Annotated in this window: 13 protein-coding genes and 1 riboswitch; of the genes, 9 read left to right on the top strand and 4 right to left on the bottom strand. The window is 65.5% G+C overall.

The genetic code is table 11. The annotated features are described in order from the left end of the window. The first annotated feature begins 40 nt into the window (after positions 1-40). From hutH to ACT531_RS06280, 8 genes are all read left to right on the top strand, one after another. The gene (gene hutH / locus ACT531_RS06315) at positions 41-1,579 is read left to right on the top strand and encodes a histidine ammonia-lyase (RefSeq protein WP_476016872.1); all 1,539 of its coding nucleotides are present in this window, start codon (positions 41-43) and stop codon (positions 1,577-1,579) included. A gap of 39 nt (positions 1,580-1,618) precedes the next feature. Next, entirely contained in the window at positions 1,619-3,343 is a 1,725-nt protein-coding gene (gene hutU, locus ACT531_RS06310; protein WP_476016871.1) for a urocanate hydratase, read from the top strand. Further along, a complete protein-coding gene (locus ACT531_RS06305; RefSeq protein ID WP_476016870.1) occupies positions 3,344-4,201 on the top strand; it encodes a phytanoyl-CoA dioxygenase family protein in 858 nt (285 codons plus the stop codon). It begins immediately after the preceding gene. Further along, a complete protein-coding gene (locus ACT531_RS06300) occupies positions 4,201-4,833 on the top strand; it encodes a HutD/Ves family protein (RefSeq protein WP_476016869.1) in 633 nt (210 codons plus the stop codon). Before ACT531_RS06305 ends, ACT531_RS06300 begins: the two co-directional genes overlap by 1 nt. A gap of 67 nt (positions 4,834-4,900) precedes the next feature. Further along, positions 4,901-6,196 (top strand): imidazolonepropionase, encoded by a 1,296-nt coding sequence (gene hutI / locus ACT531_RS06295; RefSeq protein WP_476016868.1) that lies wholly within the window; start codon positions 4,901-4,903, stop codon positions 6,194-6,196. Next, positions 6,193-7,575 (top strand): formimidoylglutamate deiminase, encoded by a 1,383-nt coding sequence (locus ACT531_RS06290; protein WP_476016867.1) that lies wholly within the window; start codon positions 6,193-6,195, stop codon positions 7,573-7,575. The genes hutI and ACT531_RS06290 overlap by 4 nt, the downstream gene beginning before the upstream one ends. Positions 7,576-7,609: 34 nt before the next feature. Beyond that, positions 7,610-8,425 carry an N-formylglutamate deformylase gene (gene hutG, locus ACT531_RS06285; RefSeq protein ID WP_476016866.1) on the top strand — a complete coding sequence of 272 codons (816 nt, stop codon included), beginning with the start codon at positions 7,610-7,612 and terminating at the stop codon, positions 8,423-8,425. A gap of 118 nt (positions 8,426-8,543) precedes the next feature. Beyond that, on the top strand, positions 8,544-8,759 hold the full coding sequence (locus tag ACT531_RS06280; RefSeq protein WP_082753456.1) for a hypothetical protein: 216 nt from the start codon (positions 8,544-8,546) through the stop codon (positions 8,757-8,759). A gap of 29 nt (positions 8,760-8,788) precedes the next feature. On the opposite strand, the gene asd is transcribed toward ACT531_RS06280, so the two are convergent. Then, complete coding sequence (asd, locus tag ACT531_RS06275) at positions 8,789-9,640, bottom strand: archaetidylserine decarboxylase (RefSeq protein WP_476016865.1); 852 nt, start codon at positions 9,638-9,640, stop codon at positions 8,789-8,791. Positions 9,641-9,822: 182 nt separating this feature from the next. Beyond that, positions 9,823-9,913, top strand: a riboswitch (cyclic di-GMP riboswitch). A gap of 290 nt (positions 9,914-10,203) precedes the next feature. Between asd and ACT531_RS06270 the strand changes: the two genes are divergently transcribed. Further along, positions 10,204-12,408 (top strand): S53 family peptidase, encoded by a 2,205-nt coding sequence (locus tag ACT531_RS06270; protein ID WP_476016864.1) that lies wholly within the window; start codon positions 10,204-10,206, stop codon positions 12,406-12,408. A gap of 79 nt (positions 12,409-12,487) precedes the next feature. On the opposite strand, the gene ACT531_RS06265 is transcribed toward ACT531_RS06270, so the two are convergent. The 3 genes from ACT531_RS06265 to ACT531_RS06255 are packed head-to-tail and all read right to left on the bottom strand — an operon-like array spanning position 12,488 to position 14,967. Further along, positions 12,488-13,201: an ABC transporter ATP-binding protein gene (locus tag ACT531_RS06265; RefSeq protein WP_015014408.1), complete on the bottom strand. Its 714-nt coding sequence runs from the start codon at positions 13,199-13,201 to the stop codon at positions 12,488-12,490. 1 nt (position 13,202) lies between these two features. Further along, a complete protein-coding gene (locus ACT531_RS06260; protein WP_476016863.1) occupies positions 13,203-13,976 on the bottom strand; it encodes an ABC transporter ATP-binding protein in 774 nt (257 codons plus the stop codon). Further along, positions 13,969-14,967, bottom strand: a complete 999-nt coding sequence (locus ACT531_RS06255) for a branched-chain amino acid ABC transporter permease (RefSeq protein WP_476016862.1) — start codon at positions 14,965-14,967, stop codon at positions 13,969-13,971. The genes ACT531_RS06260 and ACT531_RS06255 overlap by 8 nt, the downstream gene beginning before the upstream one ends. Positions 14,968-15,029 lie beyond the last annotated feature (62 nt).

The following is a 15,029-nucleotide window of genomic DNA, read 5'->3' as shown; positions in this document are numbered from 1 at the left end:
TTTTTTGCTTGTACCTACTTGTATATACAGGATCAACGCCATGACACAGAACGCATCTCCCATCACCCTGCACCCCGGCCGCGTCACGCTGGCTGAGCTGCGCCGCATCCACGCTGGCCCCGTGCAGCTGGTGCTGGACGCGTCGGCCCGCGCGGGTTTGCAGAAATCCCTGGCCACGGTGCAGCGCATCGTCGATGAAGACCAGGTGGTCTATGGCATCAACACCGGCTTTGGCAAGCTGGCCAGCACCAAGATTGCGCACGACCGTTTGGCCGAACTGCAGCGCAATCTGGTGTTGTCGCACAGCGTGGGCACGGGCGACCCGCTGCCCGACGATGTGGTGCGCCTCATCCTCGCGACCAAGGCCGTGAGCCTGGCGCGCGGCCACTCGGGTGTGCGGCCCGAGCTGGTGGATGCGCTGCTGGCCCTGGCCAACGCCAATGTGCTGCCGGTGATCCCGGCCAAGGGCTCGGTGGGGGCGTCGGGCGACCTGGCGCCCTTGGCGCACCTCGCCTGTGTGCTGATCGGCGAAGGGCAGGCCAAGGTGGACGGCAAGGTGGTGTCGGGTGCCGAGGCCATGCGCTCCATTGGCCTGCAGCCCTTTGTGCTGGGCCCCAAGGAAGGGCTGGCGCTGCTCAACGGCACGCAGGTGTCCACCGCGCTCGCGCTGGCCGGTTTGTTTGGCGCCGAGAGCGTGTTTGCTGCCGCGCTGGTCGCGGGTTGCCTGTCGCTCGAAGCCATCAAGGGCTCGGTCAAGCCGTTTGACGCACGCATTCACGAAGCACGGGGCCAGGCCGGGCAGATCGCCGTGGCGGCTGCCGTGCGTGTGCTGCTGGATGGCAGCGCCATCGACCCCTCGCACCCGAACTGCGGCCGTGTGCAAGACCCATATTCGATCCGCTGTGTGCCGCAGGTGATGGGCGCGTGCCTGGACAACCTGCACCACGCTGCGCGTGTGCTGACCATCGAGGCCAATGCCGCGTCGGACAACCCCTTGGTCTTTGACAACGGCGATGTGATTTCCGGCGGCAACTTCCACGCCGAGCCCGTGGCTTTTGTGGCCGACATCATTGCGCTGGCCGTGGCAGAGATCGGTGCGATTTCTGAACGCCGCCTGTCGTTGTTGCTGGACCCGGGCCTTTCGGGCCTGCCCGCGTTCCTGATCCGCGACAGCGGTGTGAACTCCGGCTTCATGATCGCCCAGGTCACCGCCGCAGCATTGGCCGCTGAGAACCAATGCCTGGCCAACCCAAGCAGCGTGACCAGCCTGCCCACATCAGCCAACCAGGAAGACCATGTCTCCATGGCCACCTACGGCGCGCGCCGCCTGGGCGACATGGTGCGCAATGCGGCAGTGATGGTCGGCATCGAAGCCATGGCGGCCGCGCAGGGCATGGAGTTTGACCGCTCGCTCAAGAGTTCACCCCTCATCGAAGCGCAATTCGCCGCCATCCGCGAGCGCGTGGCCTACCTGGAGCAGGACCGCTACCTCGCCCCCGACATCGAAGCCATGCGCGCATGGGCCCAGCAGTCCCCCTGGCCTGCCGCGCTCACGCAGTGCCTGCCCAGCTTCGCCTGATTTTTTCCACGCACACCCACTGATTCACAGGAGTCCACCATGAACGCCAACGACGCCATCATCGCCGCCGCCTCCAACACCGACCCCCGCCACGACGCCAGCCGCGTGATCCGCGCGCCGCGCGGCAGCCAGCTCACCTGCAAGAGCTGGCTCACCGAGGCCGCCTACCGCATGATCCAGAACAACCTGGACGCCGAAGTGGCCGAGCGCCCGCAAGACCTGGTGGTGTACGGCGGCATTGGCCGTGCCGCACGCAACTGGGAGTGTTATGACCAGATCCTTGCCTCGCTCAAGGACCTGAACGACGACGAGACCCTGCTCATCCAGTCCGGCAAGCCCGTGGGCGTGTTCAAGACCCACGCCAACGCACCGCGCGTGCTGCTGGCCAACTCCAACCTCGTGCCCAAGTGGGCCAACTGGGAGCACTTCAGCGAGCTGGACCAGAAGGGCCTGTTCATGTACGGCCAGATGACCGCCGGCAGCTGGATCTACATCGGCACGCAAGGCATCGTGCAAGGAACGTACGAGACCTTTGCCGAGGCAGGCCGCAAGCACTATGGCGGGTCGCTCGAAGGCAAGTGGATTCTGACCGCAGGCCTGGGCGGCATGGGCGGCGCGCAGCCGCTGGCCGCCACGTTCGCGGGCGCGGTGTCGCTCAACATTGAGTGCCAGCAAAGCAGCATCGACTTCCGTCTGCGCACGCGCTATGTGGACAAGCAGGCGCGTGACATTGACCACGCGTTGGAGCTGATCCAGCAGCACACCGCAGCCAAAGAGGCCGTGTCGATTGCACTGCTGGGCAACGCCGCAGAAATCCTGCCCGAGCTGGTGCGCCGTGCCAAGGCCGGTGGCTTGAAGCCCGACTTGGTCACCGACCAGACCTCGGCCCACGACCTGGTCAACGGCTACCTGCCTGCAGGCTGGACGGTGGCGCAGTGGCGCGCTGCGCAGCAGGACGTAACGCAGCACGAGGTGCTGAAGAAGGCCGCTGCCAAGTCGTGCGCCGTGCACGTGCAGGCCATGCTGGACTTCCAGCACATGGGCATTCCGGTGGTGGACTACGGCAACAACATCCGCCAGGTGGCGTTCGATGAAGGCGTCAAGAACGCGTTCGACTTCCCCGGCTTTGTTCCCGCCTACATCCGCCCGCTGTTCTGTGAAGGCAAGGGCCCGTTCCGCTGGGTGGCCCTGTCGGGCGACCCAGAAGACATCCGCAAGACCGACGCCAAGATCAAGGAGCTGTTCCCCGAGAACAAGCATGTGCACCGCTGGCTCGACATGGCGGGCGAGCGCATTGCCTTCCAGGGCCTGCCCGCGCGCATCTGCTGGCTGGGCCTGGGCGAGCGCCACATCGCGGGCCTGGCCTTCAACGAGATGGTGAAGAACGGCGAGCTGAAGGCCCCCATCGTGATCGGCCGCGACCACCTGGACACCGGCAGCGTGGCCAGCCCTAACCGTGAGACCGAAGGCATGAAGGACGGCACCGACGCCGTGAGCGACTGGCCGCTGCTCAACGCCTTGCTCAACACCTCGGGCGGCGCCACCTGGGTCAGCCTGCACCACGGCGGCGGCGTGGGCATGGGCTACTCGCAGCACTCGGGCATGGTCATCGTGGCCGACGGCACCGATGCGGCAGCCGCACGGCTGGCCAATGTGCTGGTCAACGACTGCGGCAGCGGCGTGATGCGCCATGCCGACGCAGGCTACGAGCTGGCCGTGGAGACGGCCAAGAAACAGGGTCTGAAACTGCCTATGGTGAAGTGAATGGCCAGCTTTGCCAAACGTCTGCAGGAGAGACTGAGCGACGCGCAAGTCGCCGACTTCGCCCGCGACGGCGCCATCTGCATCAAGCAGCTGCTCACGCCCGATGAAGTCGCTCTGCTGCGCGACGGCATCGACGTCAACCTGGCCGCGCCCAGCCCGCGCGCCAAGCTGGCCAGCCGGCCGGATGACCCGGGCCGGTTCTTCGAGGACTTCTGTAACTGGCAGGACATTCCGCAGTTTGGCCGCTTTGTGCGCGACACGCCGCTGGCCCTGGCCGCGCAGCGCCTGATGCAGTCGCGCACCGTGCGGCTGTACCACGACCATGTGCTGGTCAAAGAGCCGGGCACGCGCCAGAAGACGCCCTGGCACCAGGACCAGCCGTACTACAACATCGACGGCATGCAGAACGTGAGCATGTGGATACCGGTGGATCCGGTGTCCCGCCCTGCGACGCTGGAGTTTGTGGCGGGATCACACAAGGGTCCGTGGCTCATGCCGCGCACCTTCATGGACAACCAGGCCAAGTGGTTCCCTGAGGGCAGCCTGCAGGACCTGCCCAACGTGGAGGCCGACCGCGATGCCTTCCCCATCGTGGGCTGGGAGATCGAGCCCGGCGACGTGGTGTGTTTCCACATGCTCACGCTGCATGCGGCGGGCGGTGTGGAAGGGCCTAATCGCCGTCGGGTGTTCTCGGTGCGCTTTCTGGGCGACGACACGCGCCATGCGCCCCGGCCCTGGAAGACCTCGCCCGAGTTCCCGGGCCTGGCCGATGAGCTGCCCGCCGGGGCTGCGATGGCCCATCCGCTGTTCCCCCTCCTGGTGGATGGCAACGACGTGCCACAGCGAGAACGGGCGTGATGCAGTTTCTGGACTTGGCCGCCACACCCTCGGTGCCCTGGAAAAACGGCGGCGGCAGCACGCGCGAGCTGGCGTGCTGGCCGCCCGGCGCGGGCATGGACAACTTTGCATGGCGCGTGAGCGTGGCCACCATCGCCCGCCCCGGGCCGTTCTCGGCCTTCCCGGGGGTGGACCGGCAGATCATGCTGCTAGAGGGCGATGGCGTACGGCTGCAAGCCGCAGCCGGGCAATGGCAGCACGCGCTGACGCAGCGCTGGGAGCCGTTTGCGTTCTCCGGCGAAGAGCCGGTGGACTGTCGCATGCTCGGCGGTGTTTCCACCGACTTCAACCTGATGCTGCGCCGGGGAGAGTGGACCGGGAGCCTGCAGGTGCTGCGCGATGCGTTGCCGCCCGCAGAGGGGGCTGCCGCTGGCCTGTGCATGGTGCTGCAGGGCACCTGGCGATGCGAGGACCGCGATACCCACCCGGCGCGGATGTTGGCAGCGGGGCAGGGCCTGTGGTGGGTGAACGAAGGGGGCGAAGCAGCGCCGTCAATCACCCCCGTGCGCAGCGCCGAAGGCGCCATGTCTGCCGATGACGCACCGGTGCTGGCCTGGGTGGCCTTGCACACGGGGCTCCGCACCATAATTTGAACCAAACGGGCTACAAGCGCTAGTGGAATATGCGCAAGTAGCTATATAAAAGATAGCAAATTGATCCATGAACACAGCAGCAGGAAGCAACCCGCAGAGCGCGGTCCCGCCAACATCTTCCGCGCCCGGTGCCGATGGCGTGTGGACCCACCTGCGGCCCGTGGCCGCGTTGTGGTCGGCGGATGTGCCGGTGCCCGAGGGCGCGCTGGCGTGTGTGGTGGTGCAGGGCGGCGCTGTGCAGTGGGTGGGCCCGCAGGCCCAGGTGCCTGCGGCGTTTGCCGCCTTGCCCCGCTTTGATGGCAAGGGTGCCATCACCACACCCGGCCTGGTCGATTGCCATACCCACCTGGTGTACGGTGGGCAGCGTGCCAACGAGTTTGCGATGCGGCTCGCAGGCGCCACGTATGAAGAGGTAGCCAAGGCGGGCGGGGGCATTGTGTCGTCGGTGCGCGCCACGCGCGAGGCCAGCGAAGACGAGCTCTTTGCCCTGGCCGCGTCGCGCCTGCAGGCGCTGCTGGACGAAGGCGTGTGTGCGATTGAGATCAAGTCCGGCTACGGCCTGGCGCTGGAGCACGAACGCAAGCAGCTGCGCGTGGCCCGTCGTCTGGGCGAGGCCTTTGGCGTGACGGTGCGCACCACCTTCCTCGGCGCGCATGCGCTGCCGCCCGAATACGCTGGAAAACCTGGAGGTAGCCAGGACTACACCGACCTTGTTTGCAACGAGATGCTGCCTGCGCTGGCGGCCGAAGGTCTTGTCGATGCCGTAGACGTGTTCTGCGAACGCATCGCCTTCACGCTGGCAGAGACCGAGCAGGTGTTCCAGGCCGCGCAACAGCTGGGCATTCCCGTCAAGCTGCATGCGGAGCAACTGTCCGACATGGGGGGCTCGGCACTGGCCGCGGGCTACGGTGCGCTGTCGTGCGACCACATCGAGCACCTGTCGGTCGACGGCATCGCTGCCATGAAGGCTGCTGGCACCGTGGCCGTGCTGCTGCCCGGCGCCTACTACACGCTGCGTGACACACACCTGCCCCCCATCGCGGCACTGCGCGCGGCGGGCGTGCCCATGGCCGTCTCTACCGACCACAACCCTGGCACCTCGCCCGCGCTCAGCCTGCTGCTCATGGCCAATATGGCCTGCACGCTGTTCCGCCTGACGGTGCCCGAGGCGCTGGCCGGCATCACCACCCACGCCGCGCGCGCGCTGGGCCTGCAAGACACGCACGGCCTCATCGCATCTGGCAGACCGGCCAACTTTGTGCTGTGGCCCGTGGGCGAGGCGGCCGAGCTGGCCTACTGGCTGGGCCAGAAGCCCGTCTGCACCATCGTGCGGCAAGGGCGCATTCACGGAGTCATGCCATGACGCAGCAGCTGTTCGCCTCCGATGCCTTGCTACCCACGGGCTGGGCGCGCAATGTGCTGATCACCTGGGATGGGGCAGGGCGCATCACTGCCGTTACGCCCAACGCGCAGCCCGCCAGTGCCGCCGTGGCCCCGGGCCCCGTGGTGCCCGGCATGCCCAACCTCCACTCGCACGCCTTCCAACGCGCGTTTGCGGGCCTGACCGAGTACCGGGGGGAAAGCCAGGACAGCTTCTGGAGCTGGCGCAACCTGATGTACCGCTTTGCGGCGCGCATCACGCCCGAATCGCTGGAGGCCATTGCGACCTGGCTGTATGTGGAGATGCTGGAGGCGGGCTACACCAGCGTGTGCGAGTTCCACTACGTGCACCACGACCAGGGCGGCACGCCCTATGCCGATGACGCCACGCTCTCGCTGGCACTGCTGCGTGCGGCGCAGCGTGCGGGCATCGGCATCACGCTGCTGCCGGTGCTGTACCAGACGAGCGGCTTTGGCGCCAAGCCACCGCGTGCGGACCAGGCACGCTTCATCCGCAGCACGGACAACATGCTCTCCTTATTGGAGCGCCTTGCGCCCGCCGCACAGGCGCAAGGGGCCGTTTTGGGCCTGGCACCGCATTCATTGCGTGCAGTGCCGCCCGACAGTCTGGCGGCTGCCGTGCAGGGCCTCACGGCACTCAATGCGCAAGCGCCCATTCACATCCATATTGCCGAGCAGACGCAGGAGGTGGATGACTGCGTGGCCTGGAGCGGCCAGCGCCCGGTGCAGTGGCTGCTGGAGCACGCACCCGTGGACGAGCGCTGGTGCCTGGTGCACGCCACGCACATGACCCCGCAGGAGTACCAGGACGCAGCCCGCACAGGCGCCGTGGCAGGCATCTGCCCCACCACCGAGGCCAATCTGGGCGACGGTATCTTCGACATGCCACTGTGGCTGCAGCATGGTGGACGCTGGGGCGTGGGCTCGGACAGCCATGCCTGCGTGAATGCGGCGGAAGAATTGTTGATGCTGGAATACGGCCAGCGCCTGTCGCTGCGGCAGCGCAATGTGCTGGCCACCGCTGCGCAACCGGAGGTGGCCACGGCCATGACCTTGCAGGCCGTGCAGGGCGGGGCGCAGGCCGCGGGCCGCGCCATTGGTGGTCTGGCCGTGGGTGAGCAGGCCGACCTGGTGGCGCTGGATGCGCAGCATGTGGCGCTGCGCGATCTGCCCGCACCCAGCATGTTGTCGGCCCATGTATTCGGCAGCCACCGCACCTCGGCCATCGACAGCGTGTGGGTGGGGGGCCAGCAGCGCATTGCGAGCGGCCGGCACACGCTGCACGATGCGGCGGCCCATGCGTTTGTGGCGGCGCGCTCGGCCACCATTGCACCCGATTGAAGCGACCGATTGAATTCATACCCGTGAGCTTGTGATGACCGATACCTCTCCACCTCCTTTTGTGTTTTATCCCGGCACTGCGCCGCTGCTGGTGTCCATGCCCCATGCAGGCACCTACGTGCCGCCCGCGCTGGCCGCGCGCTTCACCGATGAGGCCCGCCAGGTGCCCGATACCGACTGGCACATGGAGCGCCTCTATGCGTTTGCCAAAGACATGGGGGCGTCCATCCTCGTGGCCACGCACTCGCGCTATGTGGTCGACCTGAACCGCCCGCCCGATGGCGCCAGCCTGTACCCTGGGCAGAGCGTCACCGGCCTGTGCCCGGTCGATACGTTCGACGACACGCCCATCTACGCAGCAGGCGATGTACCCGATGACGCAGAAATCGCTGCGCGCCGTGAGGCCGTCTGGGCTCCATACCACGCGCAACTGCGTGCCGAGCTGGACCGCATCCGTGCGGAACACGGTGTGGCGGTGCTGTGGGACGCCCACTCCATCCGCTCGGTGCTGCCACGCTTTTTTGAAGGCAAGCTGCCCGACCTGAACCTGGGCACGGCCAACGGCGAAAGCTGCGACCCGGCGCTTGCGCAAGAGCTGCTGTCCATTGCCAAAGAGGCCCAGGGCTACACCGCCGTGCTCAACGGCCGCTTCAAGGGCGGGCACATCACGCGCCACTATGGGCAGCCCGCGCAGAACATTCACGCGGTGCAGCTGGAGATGACGCAGTGCAGCTACATGCAGGAGGCCCTGCCGTTTGACTACCTGCCCGAGGTGGCTGCGGGCGTGCAACCCCACCTGCGCCGCATGTTGGAGGCCGCGCTGGCCTTTGCGACAGCGCAATCGGTGTGAGGCTTACGCCCTCGGGCAGGAAGTATCGGTGCTAGTATGGGTCGGTCGGTCCGCCATGGACCGCCGCCTGGGCCCACATCCACGCAGGAGCCCGTCATCGCGGGAGGAGCCGCACCCCATGGACCCCACCGCGTACTACTACATGCCTTTGTTCAAGCCCGGCACCTATGTGCAATGGAACCACCAGCGCGAAACCGTGAGCCATGTGGTGGTGCGCCGCCACGCTCTTATGGTGTATCTGGTGGGGCATGAATCCGCTGTGTACCCTGAAGCGCTGCACCTCGCGCCCACCGCCTTCCGGCTCACGCGCACGCCCGACGCCGACGGTTCGTAAGCGCGTCGCGCCGGCCAAGGGGCTGAGGGTCAGCCCCCAGAGCGCTGCGCCATGGCTTCACCCAGCTGGATAGGGCGCGTGGGTGACCACTGCGGGTTGAATTGCAGCGGCCCTTGTGGGAACAGCATCACCACGGTGGAGCCGAGCAGGAAGCGGCCCATCTCGTCGCCTTTTTGCAGGCTGACCTGGCCTGGTGCGTAGTCCCACTGCCGCAGCACACCGGTGCGCGGCGGGTTCACTTGCCCGTGCCACACGGTGGCCATGCTGCCCACAATGGTCGCACCCACCAGTACCAGCACAAACGGGCCGTGGGCCGATTCAAAAAAGCACACCACGCGCTCGTTGCGCGCAAACAGGCCGGGCACGCCGCGTGCCGTGGTGGGGTTCACCGAAAACAGGTCGCCCGGCACATGCACCATGCGCGTCAGCTCGCCCGCGCAAGGCATGTGGATGCGGTGGTAGTCGCGTGGGCTCAGATAGAGCGTTGCGAAATGGCCGTTGTCAAAACGTGCCGCAGCAGCGGCGTCGCCACCCACCAAGGCGGTGGTGGAGTAGGTGTGCCCCTTGGCCTGGAAGACCTGGTCCTTGGCGATAGGGCCGAACTGGCTGATGGCGCCATCCACGGGGCAAATCAAATCGGCTTGTGCCAGTGGGCGGGCGCCAGGCTTGAGCGCCCGCGTGAAAAAGTCGTTGAACGAGGTGTAGCTGGCGATGTCAGGGTTGGCCGCCTCGGCCATGTTGACGTTGTAGCGGCCCACAAACCAGCCGATCACCGAGGTAGTGAGGCCGCCCAGCCGGGCCGATGCAAATTTGCCAGCCAAGGTGGTCAGTGCGCGTTTGGGAAGAGCGTATTGGGGCAGTACGGCGAGGCGATCAGACAAAACGTTCTTCCTGAGTCGATAGAGCAAATGATTCTAACGACGGGGGGGACTGGTGGAGACGCGGGTTATCTTGGGGCCTTGTATGGGACGCTGGATGAGAGTTCGTATCCTTCGGCAGTCAGATGATAAATTTGTAATATTTATCAAATTTATTGATTTTTGTGTTTCAAACAATTACATTTGCCCTATCAAGGCACACCCGTTCGAAAGTCGGGGTCGCAAAGCCACCGGTCTAACCCCTTTTTGAAAGGGCATGGCAGCGGGGTTGCCACGGTTCCCTAGCTTGCTTGTTTGTTTGGGGGATGCTCTTTAGCGCGTCGGCAATCTTCAGGTGTTTGCTGCCCGGGCTGTTCTCGGTGTGTGCGGTGTGATTCCCGCATGTCATGGAGAACAGAATGCCAACGCAGCCTCACCGTCATCTTTTCACTCTCAAGCCCCAGCGTGCTCGCTGGGCGTTGCTCTCCGTCGTTCCGATGGTCGTGCTGGGCTGCGGAGGCTCTGCAGACACGGACGGGTCTAGCGATGTGGCATCTACCTCCACCACACTGCAAGTGTCTGCCGACATGCTGCCGCTCGAGGCGGAAAGCTTGGGGGCGCTGCCTACCTTTCACATCGCTCCTGTGGTGCTGGAGGCTCCTGACGACGTGGACGTGCAAGATGCCAACCAGTCCGCGCGGACTGCTCCCAAGTCGCAGCCGGTCCCGGAGATGTTCAAGGCTTTGTCCACCCGCCGTCTTACGCCCTCCACCGTGGAAGAGGTGCAGCAAAAGTCGGCGAACATGAACTGGGCCGTGTCCAAGGATGCGCCGGCAGCGCCTCTCGCAGGTACCGGCGTGGTCACCACCTATTCTGTCGCTCAGGTGCGCGCGGCCTACGGTTTCGGCGCGTTGCCTGCTGTGGGAACCAAGCCGTCCGGTGCTCAGGCTGCGCAACTGGGAGCCGGGCAGACCGTGTATGTCATTGGAGCCAAGCACAACCCCAACGTGGCAGCCGAGTTAGCTGCCTTCAATCAGAAGTTCGGGTTGCCCACTTGTGCAGCCAAGGTGTTGCCTGTCACCACGGGTCTGCCGCTGGCTGCTGCATCCGCTGCGGCTGGTTGCGAATTGTGGGTGACTTACAGCACAGCATCGGGCGGCATCTCTGCTGTGGCGCCTGCCTACGATGCTGGGTGGGCCACGGAAATCGCGCTGGATGTCCAATGGGTGCATGCGATCGCACCGCTGGCTCGCATCGTTCTCGTCGAAGCGCCTGATGCATCGGTCAACAGCCTGCTGGGAGCCATACGGCTGGCTAACAGTATGGGACCAGGGGTGGTATCCATGAGCTTCGGGGCGCAGGAAGGGGCGTGGACAGCCTCTGTGGACTCTGCCTTTGCAGCTGCAGGAATGACCTATCTGGCGGCAACAGGCGATTCTGGCGCAGGAGTGAACTGGCCTTCAGTGTCTACGAATGTCATTGCGGTGGGCGGTACAACGCTGACCTACTCAGGAAGTGGGGCGCGCAGCGAGGTAAGCTGGTCGGGCACTGGCGGCGGCACCAGCGGCTTTATCGCCGTCCCGGCCTATCAGAAGTCGTCTGTACCAGGTACCGGCTCGTTGATGCGCCGCACGGTGGCCGATGTGGCCATGAATGCTGACCCTGCCACCGGCCAATATGTGGCTGTCATGCAGCCCGGAAGCAGCGCAGTGCAATGGATCAGTGCCGGCGGCACCAGCCTGGCTGCACCCATGTGGGCCGGGCTAGTGGCGGTGGCCAACGCAGGCAGGCAGCAAGCTGCGCTCCCAGTGATGGCAGGCGGGCACGCGTTGCTCTATGGGCAGATTGGCGCAGTGGCGTCGAACTATGCGAGTGGTTTTGCCGACATTCGCCTGGGCAGCCACGGCGTCTGCAGCACCTGCTCTGCAGGGCCTGGGTATGACCAGTTGACGGGCTTGGGTACTCCCAATGCCAGTGCGCTGGTGAACCTGCTGGCGGGCGCCACGGCGCCTGCACCTGCACCGGTAGTCACACCTGCCACTATCAGCGGTACTGTGGGTACGGCACTCACCTTTACCGCGTCGGTCAATGCCCCCAACCCCGTGGCCTTGAGCCTGTCGGGTGCTCCCACCGGGATGGCGATCAGCGCTTCCGGTGTGGTGGCGTGGCCCGCTCCCTTGGCAGGGGCCTTTGCTGTCACCGTCGTGGCCAAAGACACCAAGACGGGGCTCACTGGGCAAGGTGTCTACAACATCAATGTGATCGCACCGGCGGCACCGACCGTCGAAAGCGCGAGCATTGCTGGCCGCCCTGGGGTCGCCCTCTCCTTCAAGGCGAACGTCAGCGCTGCAAATCCAGTGACGTATTCCCTTGCAGCGGCTCCATCAGGAATGGTTGTGGCTGCAGATGGCGTGGTGAGCTGGTCTAAGCCAGTGGCTGGTACATACAGTGTGACACTGACGGCCAAGGACACTAAGACGGGTTTGCTGGGCAAAGGCGTTTTCACGGTGAAGATCGCTGCGGCAGGGCCGGTGATCACGGCCTCTGCCATGGTGGGCGTGGCCGGTCAACCGCTGTCTGGCAGCATCAACGTCACATCGCCGGGCGCCGCCTCGCTTGCCGTTTCCATCAGTGGTGTGCCACTGGGCATGGGCTTTGCCGTGTCTGGAAGCACCATCACAGCGAATTGGCCCAAGCCGGTAGCAGGCAGCTATCAACTGGTGGTTACTGCGAAGGACTCGGCAGGCTTGTCTTCCCAGCTGAATGTTCCGGTGACGATCAATCCACGCTAGGACGCTGAGCCGCTGCGCCTGTCGCCAGGCTCCTGCTTTGCCCGGGGTGCCCGTGACCGAGCGCAGATGGGCAAAGAACTCAAACGCCGAGATATTGTTCCAGCAGCAGGGGCTGCGCATGCAGGGCGTCCGAGCTGCCGTCAAACACCACCTGACCCTTGACCAGAATGACGTTGCGGTCGGTGATCTGCGTGACGTGCTTCCAGTTTTTGTCCACGATCACGCTGCTAATGCCGCTGTCCTTGATGAGGCTGCAGATACGCCAGATCTCGCGCGCGATCAGCGGCGCCAGGCCTTCGGTGGCTTCATCGAGGATGAGTACATCGGGGTTGGTCATCAGCGCGCGGCCGATGGTGAGCATCTGCTGCTCGCCGCCGCTGAGCTGCTGGCCGCCATGGCCCAGGCGTTCCTTCAGGCGCGGGAAGGTCTCCAGCACGCGCTCGTAGGTCCAGTCGCGCTGGCCGCGCGTGCCGGCGCGGGCGGCCATCTGCAGGTTCTCGACCACGCTCAGGTTGCCGAAGATGCCCCGGCCCTCGGGCACGTAGGCAATGCCCAGCCGGGCCACCTCGTAGGGCGGTTTGCCCGTCATATCGCGGCCGGCCACGGCCACGCTGCCGGAGCGGGGCTTGACCAGGCCCATCAGCGACTTGAGCAGGGTGCTCTTGCCCATACCGTTGCGGCCCATGAGGCCGATGGTCTCGCCCTGGCCCACGGTGAAATCAATGCCGTGCAGGATGTGGCTGCTGCCGTAGAAGGTGTGGATGCCCTTGGCATCGATCCATGGAGTGGTCATGTCAGTGGTCCTCCCCCAGGTAGGCGGCCTGCACGGTGGCATCGGCGCGCACCTCGGGCGGTGTGCCATGCGCAATCACCTCGCCGTTGACCATCACCGTCAGGCGGTCGGCCAGCGCGAACACGGCATCCATGTCGTGCTCGACCAGCATCATGGCGTGGGCGGGCTTGAGGCGTTGCAGCAGCTCCACCATGCGTTCCGCCTCGGCCACGCCCATGCCAGCCAGGGGCTCGTCGAGCAGCAGCACCTGCGGCTCGGTGGCCAGGGTCATGGCAATTTCGAGCTGGCGCTGCTCGCCGTGGCTCATGGCTCCTGCGATGGCCGTGCGCCGGTCTTTGAGGCCTGACAGCTCGATAGCGCTTTCAAGACGTGCGCTGGTTGCTCTGTTTTTGACAGTGTCCGAGCGGGTGTCCTGCCACCAGCGCAACGGGTTCCAGGGTTGCTGCGCATCGCGCGACTGGGCGGCCAGGCGCACGTTTTCGTGCACGGTGAGCGGCAGGAAGATGTTGGTCTTCTGGTAGCTGCGGCCCAGGCCCTGGCGCGAAATGCGTTCAGGCGCCCAGCCGGTCACATTGGTGCCGCCCAGCAGTACCTGGCCCGAGGTGGGGGGCAGGTCGCCCGAGAGCAGGTTGGTCAGCGTGGACTTGCCCGCGCCGTTGGGGCCGATCACCGCGTGGATCTTGCCCCGCCACAGGTCCACCGAGACACCATTGACGGCGGCCAGGCCGCCAAAGCGCTTGGTGACCTTCTGTGCAGACAACAGGACTTCAGCCATGGTGCAATCCCTCCGAGGCCTTGGCTGCACCCCGCTGCGCAAACATGCCCAGCAGCCCGCGCGGCGCGGCCACCACCACCAGCACGATGAAGCCGCCCATCAGCAGTTGCCAGTGTTTGCTGATGTCCTTGAACACGTGCAGCAGGTACTCGAACGCAAACGCACCCACGATGGCGCCTGCAAAGTTGCCCATGCCGCCCAGGATGACCATCATGATGGCATGAGCGCTCATGTGAAAGCCCATGAGTTCGGGGTTCACATAGCCGGTCTGCGCGCCCCACAGGTAACCTGCCAGGCCCGCCAGCGCCCCGGCGATGGTGAAGGCGGTGAGCTTGTAGCCCCGCGTGCCAAAGCCCATGGCGCGCATGCGGTGCTCGTTGATGCGGATACCTGCCAGCGCGCGGCCCAGCGGGCTCCACAGCAGGCGGCGCAGCAGCACGTACACCAGCACCACCAGCGCCAGTGTGAAGTAGTAGAAGGTCTTGCGGCCCTCCAGATCGAACGGCAGCCAGCCGAACAGCGACGCATCAGGCCGGAAGTTGATGTACAGGCCGTCCGATCCCCCCAGCACCTTGTTGTCGAAGAACAGGTAGAAGACCATCTGCGCAAAGGCCATCGTGACCATGATGAAGTAGATGCCGTGGGTGCGCACCACAAAGAACCCGATCACCAGTGCCACCAGGCCGGACACGGCTACGGCCAGCGGCAGCGACCACCACAGGCTGACCGGCATGTCCGCCGGCGTGAGAAAGGCGAGGGCGTAGCCCGCCACACCAAAGTACGCCGCGTGGCCCAGCGATACCAGCCCGGTCACGCCTTGCAGCAGATCCAGGCTCATGGCAAAGATGGCCATGATCATCATGCGGGTGACCATTTGCACGTAGAAGTCGCTGCCCACCACGGGGAACAGCAGCAGCGCAGCCAACCCCAGCGCGAGGGCGAACTGCACGCTGCGCGGCAGCACTTCGATATTGGCGCGGGGGGTGCTCATGAGTTGCCGCCGGGCCGCCCCAAGGCAGCGAAGGCCCCCTCGGGGGGCAGCGAGATACACGA

The organism is Acidovorax sp. DMC1, from assembly GCF_056314325.1.
The sequence above is the reverse complement of the archived record's forward strand: the minus strand, read 5'-3'. Positions and strand labels throughout refer to the sequence as shown.

What these genes read in the sequence shown, in the direction of transcription:
- hutH (WP_476016872.1), top strand. Translation starts at nt 41, where the DNA reads ATGACACAGAACGCATCTCCCATCACCCTGCACCCCGGCCGCGTCACG.
- ACT531_RS06265 (WP_015014408.1), bottom strand. Translation starts at nt 13,201, where the DNA reads ATGACCACTCCATGGATCGATGCCAAGGGCATCCACACCTTCTACGGC.
- ACT531_RS06300 (WP_476016869.1), top strand. Translation starts at nt 4,201, where the DNA reads ATGCAGTTTCTGGACTTGGCCGCCACACCCTCGGTGCCCTGGAAAAAC.
- hutU (WP_476016871.1), top strand. Translation starts at nt 1,619, where the DNA reads ATGAACGCCAACGACGCCATCATCGCCGCCGCCTCCAACACCGACCCC.
- ACT531_RS06255 (WP_476016862.1), bottom strand. Translation starts at nt 14,967, where the DNA reads ATGAGCACCCCCCGCGCCAATATCGAAGTGCTGCCGCGCAGCGTGCAG.
- ACT531_RS06305 (WP_476016870.1), top strand. Translation starts at nt 3,344, where the DNA reads ATGGCCAGCTTTGCCAAACGTCTGCAGGAGAGACTGAGCGACGCGCAA.
- ACT531_RS06290 (WP_476016867.1), top strand. Translation starts at nt 6,193, where the DNA reads ATGACGCAGCAGCTGTTCGCCTCCGATGCCTTGCTACCCACGGGCTGG.
- ACT531_RS06280 (WP_082753456.1), top strand. Translation starts at nt 8,544, where the DNA reads ATGGACCCCACCGCGTACTACTACATGCCTTTGTTCAAGCCCGGCACC.
- hutI (WP_476016868.1), top strand. Translation starts at nt 4,901, where the DNA reads ATGAACACAGCAGCAGGAAGCAACCCGCAGAGCGCGGTCCCGCCAACA.
- hutG (WP_476016866.1), top strand. Translation starts at nt 7,610, where the DNA reads ATGACCGATACCTCTCCACCTCCTTTTGTGTTTTATCCCGGCACTGCG.
- ACT531_RS06270 (WP_476016864.1), top strand. Translation starts at nt 10,204, where the DNA reads ATGCTGCCGCTCGAGGCGGAAAGCTTGGGGGCGCTGCCTACCTTTCAC.
- ACT531_RS06260 (WP_476016863.1), bottom strand. Translation starts at nt 13,976, where the DNA reads ATGGCTGAAGTCCTGTTGTCTGCACAGAAGGTCACCAAGCGCTTTGGC.